This window comes from Venenivibrio stagnispumantis (assembly GCF_900182795.1).
Classification (GTDB): Bacteria; Aquificota; Aquificia; order Aquificales; family Hydrogenothermaceae; genus Venenivibrio; species Venenivibrio stagnispumantis.
Map to the genome: position 1 here is coordinate 18709 of NZ_FXTX01000020.1, position 9547 is coordinate 28255.

The window sequence follows — 9547 nt, forward strand, 5'->3', positions numbered from 1 at the left end:
AAAATAACAAAACAGCCCGGCGAATGCCGGGCTTTATTTTTTTTATAAAAATTTTCGGAGAAATTTTGGAAATAATAGATATATTCTTACATCTTGATAAATATCTTGATATATTAGTCCAAAGCTATGGAAATTGGGTTTATTTGATATTATTTTTTGTTATTTTTTCAGAAACAGGATTTGTAATAACTCCATTTTTACCCGGTGATTCTCTACTTTTTATAGTAGGAATTTTATCTTCTGCGAAAATTTTAAATATCTATATTGTTTATCCTCTTTTAATGCTTGCTGCAATTACCGGTAATATTGTGAATTATAATATCGGAAAATATCTTGGGGAAAAAATACTGAAAAATAATTATAAAATTCCATTTTTAACAAAAGAAAATATATTAAAAACAAAAGAATTTTATAATAAACACGGTGGAAAAGCTATCGTTTTATCAAGATTTTTGCCCTTTTTCAGAACTTTTGTTCCATTTGTAGCCGGTATTGGAAATATGGATAGTAAAAGATTTAATTTTTATAACATCTTAGGAGCTTTCTTATGGAGCTCTCTTTTTATACTTGGTGGTTATTTTTTCGGAAATATTCCAATAATCAAAAATAATCTAACAATAGCAATTTATGCTATTATATTAATTACAATTTTACCGGGGATAATAGGTTATATAAAACATAAAATAAAATGATTTATCCATTTTTTTATCTTTTTCTTTCTTTATTAACCGGTATTTTGTTAAATAATTATTTTAATATAAATATCCATCCTGCATTTATCCTAATTTTTTTATTTTTATCTTATATATTCAAAGATTTAATTGGTTTTATTATTTTAAATATAGCAACAATTTTAATCGGTTTTTATATTTCTTATAAAGAGATACCAAATTTTATTCAAAATCCGGTTTATATAGAATGTGTAGTCAATTCTTTACCTTCTATTGCAACAGAGAAAAAATCTTTTAGCTGTAAAATTTTAGATTCTGATAATACAGAGCTTATAAACAAAGAAATAAAAATAAAAACAGAAGCTCAAAATATATATTTTCTTTCAAGATTACAACTTTTTGGTAAAGCTTATATAAAAGATAAAGATATTATTGTTTCACCAATAGAAGGATTTTTGAAGGTTGATAATTCTAATAATCCTTTATATACAATTTTTAATCTAAAAGAAAAAATGATACAAAATTATCAAAAATACTCAATAAATCCGCAGCTTCTCGGCATAGGTTTAGCCCTAATATTTGGTGAAAAAGGCAAATTACAAGAAGAAACAAAATCTAAATTCAGTTATACTGGTTTGAGCCATCTACTTGCCATAAGCGGCTTTCATGTTGCTATTTTGGCTTTTATATTAAATTTTTTTCTGTTTTTCTTAAATGAAAGAGTTAGATATATAATTTTGATGATTTTACTGCCTTTTTATGCTATTTTTACCGGATTACAAGCTCCGGTAGTAAGGGCTGTTTTTATGATAAATCTTTTTTTACTTTCTAAGATACTTTATATAAAATCAAACAATTTAAATATCCTGTTTTTTGTAGGTTTTATTATATTATTAATATCTCCGGATTCTCTTTTTTCTATCAGTTTTCAACTTTCTTTTTTAGCAACTCTTGGAATAATTTTATTTATTAATAATTACAAAATTGATTTAAAAAATCCGGTTTTAACATTTTTCATAAGTTCTATTTTAATATCCATAGTAGCTGTTTTATTTACTATGCCGGTAGTTCTTTATTATTTTGGTGGATTTTCAATAATATCTATAATAGCTACTCCGATTGCAAGCTTGCCTTTATATCCTTATCTTGCTATTGGATTTTTAAATATTATGACAATCTTTCAAAATCAGTTTTTAGCTAAAAGTATGGATTATATTGGAATTATTTTTTATAAAATTGTGGATTTCTTTAATGGTATAGGTGGCTACTTTGTAGGATTTAATCCATCAATATTTGCAATAAGTGTTTATCTGCTTATATTAACCGGAATATTTATATTTAATATCAAAACAATTTTAAGAATTACAATTATTTTAATAACTACTGCCATATTTTTGGATATCTCAAAAGAAAAATCTGAGTATAATAAAATTTATGTATTTGAAACTAAAAAATATCCATTTTTATTTATAAAAACAAAAACCGGAAATTGTTATTATCTTGGAAGATATTTAATTTTTGATGTAAAAAATCTGATAAATAAAGAAAATTGCAAAGAAAAAATATATATTATTGATAAAAATGAGTTAAATTTTGTAGATGATAGGATTTTTAATATTTTTGAAGAAGTGATAGAATACAAAGATGGCTTAAAATTTGAAGATTTTGTTTTATCTAAGCAGGAAGATAATATACAGATAATTTATAAAGATAAACCTTATAAAATTGAAAATATTAATAATTTTTTAAAGCTGGATTAATTATTTAAAAAATATTTCCATATAAAATATGAAATAACAATAATAATGCCTATGGAGATTATTCTCATTACAAATCCAACAATTTTAAAGGCCGTATAAACGGCAATCAGGATAACAATGAAATAAAGAATATTCATAATCATATTTTTATCCATTTCCAATCTCCTTTTTTAAAGATATAGTATAATATCAGAGCTTTTATGTATGTTTCAAAAGTCATAGCTAAATAGATATATAAAATATTTCCAAAGATTTTGGATAAAATATAAGCCGGAATTATTCTAAGAACCCATAAAGAAAATCCGTTTATAAAAAGGGTTGTTTTTGTGGCTCCGGCACTTCTTAAAGCTCCACTTAAAACAAATGTAATTGCAAGGGGGATTTGGGATATTCCTACGATTTTAAGATATAAAGATGCTTCTTCTATGGTTTTTTTATCATCTGTGAATATAAGAGCAATATATTCCGGTATAAATATCATAAATAATCCCATAAAACCCATAAATATTGCTGCTATCTTTGCTGTTAAAATAGCTGATTTTTCTGCTTCTTCCGGATTTTTTGCTCCAAGATTTTGTCCTACAAGAGCCATAGCTGCTATTGTAAATCCAAAACCGGGCATAAATGCAAGCCCTTCTATCCTAAGTCCTATCTGATAACCTGCAAGGGTATAAGTTCCGTATTCTGCTATTAACTTTACAAATACCAAAAATGAGCCATAAGTAATTGCTCTTTCTATTCCGGAAGGAATTCCTATTTTTAAAGATTTTTTAATAATTTCTTTGTCTAATTTAAAATGAAGTGATAAAATTAGCTTTTTTGATAAAAACAGATAAAGATAAATTAAAAAACTGATAATATAAGCTGTTGTGGTAGCTATTGCTGCTCCTTTTACTCCAAGAGGTTCAAATCCAAATTTTCCGAAAATCAAAATATAATCTAAAATTGTATTTATAATATTTGCGAATATACCTATTTTAAGTGGTGTTTTTGTGTCAGAAGCGGCATTTAAAGAACTATATAAAACTGCTTCTATAAAAAGCATAGGAAATGTTATTGATAAAATCCTTAAATATATTATTCCGTTTTCTTTTACCTCTTCTGATGTATTCATAAATTTAAAAATAATTTCCGGATATAAAAAGGATAAAATCGTTATAGGAATAGAGAATAAAAAAGAGATAAAAGCAACATTAAAGACGGTTTTTTCTGCATTTTCTTTATCTTTTGCTCCTATGTATCTTGAAACAATTGCAGATACTCCAACATTAAAAACAGACATAATAGCATAAAGCAATCCAATAAATTGCATAGATACACCGACAGCTGCTATAGAAGCAGGAGAAACTCTTCCAAGCATAATCATATCAATAATAAGTTGGAACATATCAAAAAAATTATTTACAGCTGCCGGAATAGATAATTTTAAAATCTGTTTTATTTTGGGGTTTAACATTTTTTGATAGCTACTAAGGAAGCTTTATATGCTTTTTCATTTTTATGAGTAATTACTTCTTTTTCTTGATAAAATATAATTTGCATAGATAAAAAAGAATGTAAAAGCTCATTCTTTTTAAGTAAATATGATTTATTTGATGTTTGGGGAGAGCCTTCTAAGAAAGTTTCAAATATTAACACCCCATCTTTCTTTAAACCATCTTTTATATAGGGGAATAACCTTCTTTCAAGAAAATTTATATTTATTATTAAATCATAGCTTTCTTTTTCTATTTTGTAATCTGATAAATCAGCTTGATAAGTTTTTATATTTTTATGTTTTATATTTTTTAAAGCTATATCTGATATATCTACTGCATCTACAATAAAACCTTTTTCTGCTAAAAATATGCTATTTCTACCAAGACCACAGGCTATATCAAGGGCTTTTCCGATATTTGCGATTTTGTAATACTGCATAACAATTTCAGATGGATTTTTATCAAATAAATCAAACTCTTCCTCATATCTTTTATTCCATCTTATTCTGTCCGGATGATTTTCTATAGAAAAGCTTTCACTGCTCACTTTATAAAATGCCTGCTATTACTTCTATTTCTATTAATGCATCTTTTGGAAGTCTGCTTACTTCTACTGTGGCTCTTGCCGGTTTATGTTCTTTAAAATAACTACCATAAATCTCATTTACTTTAGCAAAATCATTTATATCTTTTAGATATATTGTTGTTTTTATAACATTATCAAAAGTAAGTCCTGCTTCTTGTAGGATAGCTTTTATATTTTCCATTACCTGTTTTGTTTGTTCTTCTATACCACCATTTATTAATTGATTTGTTTGTGGATTTATGGCTATTTGACCAGATATAAAAAGTAGATTTTCAAATTTTATTGCCTGTGAATATGGGCCTATGGCTTTTGGTGCTTTTTCTGTGTTTATCATCTGCATTTATAAATCCTCCAACCTTATTTTCCCTTCATATATTGCTTTTCCTACTACAACACCATAAACACCTAAATCTTTTAGTTTAAATAATTTTTTAACATCTTCTATACTTGAGACTCCACCGGAAGCAATAACCGGATGTTTAAGATTTTTGGCAAGATATTCCGTTGCTTCTATATTTGGACCAACCATTGCTCCATCTCTGCTAATATCTGTATATAAAAATCCCCATATTGGAATATTATCAAATTCTTTTGCTATTTCAAGAGGTGATTTTTCTGTTGTTTCTATCCAACCTTTTATGGCTACTTTTCCATCTTTTGCATCTATACCGATTACTATCTTATTTTGAAAATCAAAAATAGCTTTAATAACTTCATCTTTTTTTTCAAAAATCATACTTCCTATTATTATTCTACTTACTCCAAAAGAAACAAGATTTTTTATTGTTTGATAATCTCTAATACCACCACCAAATTCTACCAGAATAGATACAGATTTTATAATATTTTCAACTATTTTAAAATTTTTGGAAAATCCTTCTTTTGCTCCATCTAAATCAACAATATGAAGATGTTTAGCTCCCTTTTCTTCAAAATCTTTTGCCAAATCTACCGGATTATCAGAATAAACAGTTATCTGATTATAATCTCCTTTAAATAATCTAACAGCTTTTCCATCTTTTATATCAATAGCCGGTATAATGAAATCTTTCAAAGACATAAACATTATTCTCCTTTTTCTTCATGATGATTTTTACCAAGAAAGTATATAGCAAGAGCAATAAGGATAATACCTGCACCTAAATATAATAAGCTTAAAATATCTTCATATTTTATAGAAACAGCATGTTTAAAATATGTAACAATTAATACCATAACTATTACTTTTGCAAGTTTATCTTTAAGTTGGTCTAAAGAATGAACAATTAATATTCTTGAAGACCGGGTATCATTTTCTGCATAATCTATTTTACTTATAAATAACTCATATAATCCTATTCCAAAAATTAATAAAACGGTAGATATTAAATATGCATCTATTGCACTAATAATATGGGTAATTGCATCTTTATGAAAACTTTCATAAAGTTCTTTATCTGAAAAAGCATGCCCCATCTCTATTAATATCTGGATAATATCATAAGTTCCAATAACTACAAGAATTAAAGCTGCAACAATCGCAGCAATAACTGCTAAAAATATCATCAATCTACTTTCCCATAAAATCCTTTCTATAATCTGTTCTAACTTACGCATTATTGCTTACACTCCTTATTTTGTTTTTAATATATTTTATCATTAAACAAGCCATAATTGATATTGAAAAATTTGAGTCCGTCGATGTAGATTTTTTAGGGCTAATTGAGACAAAATCTCATAGGGAAAAATGGTAAAAATTGGAAGTTTAGCTTAGAGTATCAAGGATTAGCCGATGTCCGGTATTTTTTGCAAGATTGAAGGTCGACTGAAAATAAATTCAATTTGACAGAAATAAATTTTTGTATTATGATATAATATAGATAAGTAATTGCAAGCATTACTTGGCAACTGAATAAGATATAAAGTTTCGGGGTTTGTAGCGTGCCTATGAGGAGTTGAAACTCTTTGATAGAAAAGCAAGCAGTTCTTCTTCTGCTTGCGTTTGTAGCGTGCCTATGAGGAGTTGAAACAGGGAACAGATATTCATAGACCGGATTTTGGGCTTTGTTTGTAGCGTGCCTATGAGGAGTTGAAACGTTTCTCGCTTGGATTTTGTGAATAAGTTAGAACATCGTTTGTAGCGTGCCTATGAGGAGTTGAAACTCGGAGCAGATGTATAGATTTCTGCATCAATGGTGGGTTTGTAGCGTGCCTATGAGGAGTTGAAACGTTTCTCGCTTGGATTTTGTGAATAAGTTAGAACATCGTTTGTAGCGTGCCTATGAGGAGTTGAAACTAGTCATATAATTTAATAATAGCACATCCATTGTCAGTTTGTAGCGTGCCTATGAGGAGTTGAAACGAAAAGAATTTTCATTTACTTTCTCTGAAAGTTGAGAGTTTGTAGCGTGCCTATGAGGAGTTGAAATAGGAACTCATACAGAGATGAGTTTCTGATAATCACAGTTTGTAGCGTGCCTATGAGGAGTTGAAACAGATATTGTTCCAGCATTTCTTCAAATTTTTTGCGTTTGTAGCGTGCCTATGAGGAGTTGAAACTTTGGCTTCTGTTATAAATAGTAATGAATATTATGAGTTTGTAGCGTGCCTATGAGGAGTTGAAACTGAGATAAAGCCATTTGAAGATGTTGTGCCAAAAGCAGTTTGTAGCGTGCCTATGAGGAGTTGAAACTCTTTCATCCCAATCATAATCTCTAACATATCTCTGGTTTGTAGCGTGCCTATGAGGAGTTGAAACCTACTTTTGTAGCTTTATCCATATCTGCTATCACTAAACGTTTGTAGCGTGCCTATGAGGAGTTGAAACTTTTAATTTATTTTAATTGTTGCAAGTATTACGTATTATTTGTAAAATATCTATTGACAATGAAATTAAAATTTATAAATTAATTAGAAGAGGTGAAAAATAATGTTTAATGAAAATAAAACAGAAACTGTTTCACAAAGAAAAAGAAAAGCGAAGGATAAAAAAAGACTCAAAGAGCTAATATCCAAAATTACCCCTCAAAATAGACACAAAGAAATAGACTGGGGTAAACCTATTGGTAAAGAGGTTTGGTGAAATATATATTCCGGATATAGGCGATATTGTATGGCTTGATTTTGACCCACAAGTAGGAAGAGAGCAAGCGAAAAGAAGACCGGCTATATGTTTATCACCAAAAGATTACAATGAAAAATCAGAATTAGCAATTTTTTGTCCTATAACTTCTGTTTCAAAAGGTTATCCATTTGAAGTTGAAATAAATATAGAAAAAATAAAAGGTGTAATATTGGCTGACCAAGTAAGGAGTCTTGATTACAAAGAAAGAAAAGCTCAATTTATACAGCAAGCTCCAGAAGATATATTAGAAAAAGTAAAAGATTATATTTGTCTTTTGATAGATTATTAAATAAATTGTGCTATACTTATAAGGAACTGAAAACCTCTTTGCCATTCTAACTCCTCTAATAATATTTCGTTTGTAGCGTGTCTATGAGGAGTTGAAATCGGATATTTTTTAACTTAAAATTAATGGTATTATGGAAGATTTAGAAAAGATAAACGGAACGCTTATATGGTATTATTATATTTGTCCGAGGGAAGTTTGGTATATAGGACATAGTATTGAAGCAGACCAAGAAAATGACTTTTTATTATTAGGAAAACATATTCATGAGATATTTTATAAAAGAGAGAAAAAAGAAATTTTTATTGATAATACTATAAAAATAGATATTCTTTCTTCTAAAAAGATAGTCGGAGAGATAAAAAAATCATCTAAATATCTAAAAAGTGCAATAATGCAAGTAGCATTTTATTTGCTTTATTTAAAACAAAAAGGTATATTTTTAGAAGGAGAACTTCTTATACCGGAAGAAAGAAAAAAAGAAAAAATAACTTTAACACAAGAGATAGAAAAAGAGCTTTTTACAGCAATAAAAGAAATAAAAAATATCTTAAACAAAGATAAACCACCCAAACCGCTGAAAATCCAATACTGCAAAACCTGTGCTTATAAAGAAATGTGTTGGAGCTAAAAATTGAAAAAACCAATTTATATATTTAATAATGGAAAATTAAAAAGAGAAGATAACACAATCATATTTATAAAAGAAAATGACGAGAAAAAAGTTATACCTATAAATTCAATATCAGAAATCCATATTTTGGGCGAATTAGATTTAAATAAAAGAGTTTTAGAATTTTTGACAAAAAATCAAATTCCTTTATTTTTTTATAACCATTACGGATATTATATCGGAACATTTTATCCAAGAGAATATCTAAATTCAGGATTAATAACTTTAAAACAAGCAGAATTTTATCTAAATCATGAAGAAAGAATATTCTTGGCAAAAAGTTTTATAATTGGAGCTGTTTCAAATATTTTAAAAAACCTTTCTTATTACAAAAAAGCAAAAGAAGAATTAATAAATTCTTATATTCAAGAGATAGAAAATAAGGCAAAAGAAATAAATTTAAAAACAGATATTCCTTCTATAATGGCAATAGAAGGAGATATTAGAAAAACATATTATGAAGCATTCAATGTTATTTTAAATTCAGATGATTTTTATTTTGATAAAAGAACAAAAAAACCACCAAAAAATCCAATAAATGCATTAATAAGTTTTGGAAATTCATTACTTTATACCACAATACTTGCACAAATTTATAGAACCCATTTAGACCCCAGAATAGGGTATCTTCACGAAACAAATCAAAGAAGCTTTAGTCTCAATCTTGATTTAGCTGAAATTTTTAAACCTATTATTGTTGATAAAGTTATATTTAGCTTAATTAATAAAGGACAAATTCAACTAAAACATTTTGATGAAGATATTGAATTTAGTTATCTTAATGAAAAAGGAAAACAGATATTTATACAAGCTTTTGAAGAAAAAATTAATACCACTATAAAATACAAAAATCTTGGAAATGTTTCTTACAGAAAATTAATAAGATTAGAATGTTATACCAAAACTGATGTATAATAATTAATATGAAGAGAGTAAAAAGAGAGTTAATAAAAGAGAATACGGAAGAATTAAAAGAGCTGTTAAAGAAAC

11 protein-coding genes and 1 CRISPR repeat array are annotated in these 9547 nt (G+C 27.3%); of the genes, 6 read left to right on the forward strand and 5 right to left on the reverse strand.

The window, feature by feature from the left end:
- The first annotated feature begins 65 nt into the window (after positions 1–65).
- Both QOR43_RS07315 and QOR43_RS07320 read left to right on the forward strand, forming a co-directional pair.
- Positions 66–692: a VTT domain-containing protein gene (locus tag QOR43_RS07315; protein ID WP_265134804.1), complete on the forward strand. Its 627-nt coding sequence runs from the start codon at positions 66–68 to the stop codon at positions 690–692.
- Positions 689–2431 (forward strand): ComEC/Rec2 family competence protein, encoded by a 1743-nt coding sequence (locus tag QOR43_RS07320; RefSeq protein ID WP_265134803.1) that lies wholly within the window; start codon positions 689–691, stop codon positions 2429–2431. The genes QOR43_RS07315 and QOR43_RS07320 overlap by 4 nt, the downstream gene beginning before the upstream one ends.
- Before the next feature lie 139 nt (positions 2432–2570).
- On the opposite strand, the gene QOR43_RS07325 is transcribed toward QOR43_RS07320, so the two are convergent.
- From QOR43_RS07325 to QOR43_RS07345, 5 genes are read right to left on the reverse strand one after another with little or no spacing between them, the layout of a single operon-like run.
- Entirely contained in the window at positions 2571–3887 is a 1317-nt protein-coding gene (locus tag QOR43_RS07325) for an MATE family efflux transporter (protein ID WP_265134802.1), read from the reverse strand.
- On the reverse strand, positions 3881–4456 hold the full coding sequence (locus QOR43_RS07330; RefSeq protein ID WP_265134801.1) for a class I SAM-dependent methyltransferase: 576 nt from the start codon (positions 4454–4456) through the stop codon (positions 3881–3883). Before QOR43_RS07330 ends, QOR43_RS07325 begins: the two co-directional genes overlap by 7 nt.
- A gap of 1 nt (position 4457) precedes the next feature.
- Entirely contained in the window at positions 4458–4835 is a 378-nt protein-coding gene (locus tag QOR43_RS07335; protein ID WP_265134800.1) for a RidA family protein, read from the reverse strand.
- Complete coding sequence (hisA, locus tag QOR43_RS07340) at positions 4836–5555, reverse strand: 1-(5-phosphoribosyl)-5-[(5-phosphoribosylamino)methylideneamino]imidazole-4-carboxamide isomerase (protein WP_265134799.1); 720 nt, start codon at positions 5553–5555, stop codon at positions 4836–4838.
- 5 nt (positions 5556–5560) lie between these two features.
- Positions 5561–6091, reverse strand: a complete 531-nt coding sequence (locus QOR43_RS07345) for a YqhA family protein (RefSeq protein ID WP_265134797.1) — start codon at positions 6089–6091, stop codon at positions 5561–5563.
- A gap of 315 nt (positions 6092–6406) precedes the next feature.
- Positions 6407–7301: direct repeats of the CRISPR family, unit length 30 nt; unit sequence GTTTGTAGCGTGCCTATGAGGAGTTGAAAC.
- A gap of 102 nt (positions 7302–7403) precedes the next feature.
- Here QOR43_RS07345 and QOR43_RS07350 point away from each other — a divergent pair.
- The 4 genes from QOR43_RS07350 to cas1b all read left to right on the forward strand — a co-directional run bounded on the left by QOR43_RS07350 (position 7404) and on the right by cas1b (position 9472).
- Entirely contained in the window at positions 7404–7556 is a 153-nt protein-coding gene (locus tag QOR43_RS07350) for an AbrB/MazE/SpoVT family DNA-binding domain-containing protein (RefSeq protein WP_265134796.1), read from the forward strand.
- On the forward strand, positions 7537–7887 hold the full coding sequence (mazF, locus tag QOR43_RS07355; protein ID WP_265134795.1) for an endoribonuclease MazF: 351 nt from the start codon (positions 7537–7539) through the stop codon (positions 7885–7887). The genes QOR43_RS07350 and mazF overlap by 20 nt, the downstream gene beginning before the upstream one ends.
- 130 nt (positions 7888–8017) lie before the next feature.
- Positions 8018–8515, forward strand: a complete 498-nt coding sequence (gene cas4 / locus QOR43_RS07360) for a CRISPR-associated protein Cas4 (protein ID WP_265134794.1) — start codon at positions 8018–8020, stop codon at positions 8513–8515.
- 3 nt (positions 8516–8518) lie between these two features.
- On the forward strand, positions 8519–9472 hold the full coding sequence (cas1b, locus tag QOR43_RS07365; protein WP_265134793.1) for a type I-B CRISPR-associated endonuclease Cas1b: 954 nt from the start codon (positions 8519–8521) through the stop codon (positions 9470–9472).
- Positions 9473–9547 lie beyond the last annotated feature (75 nt).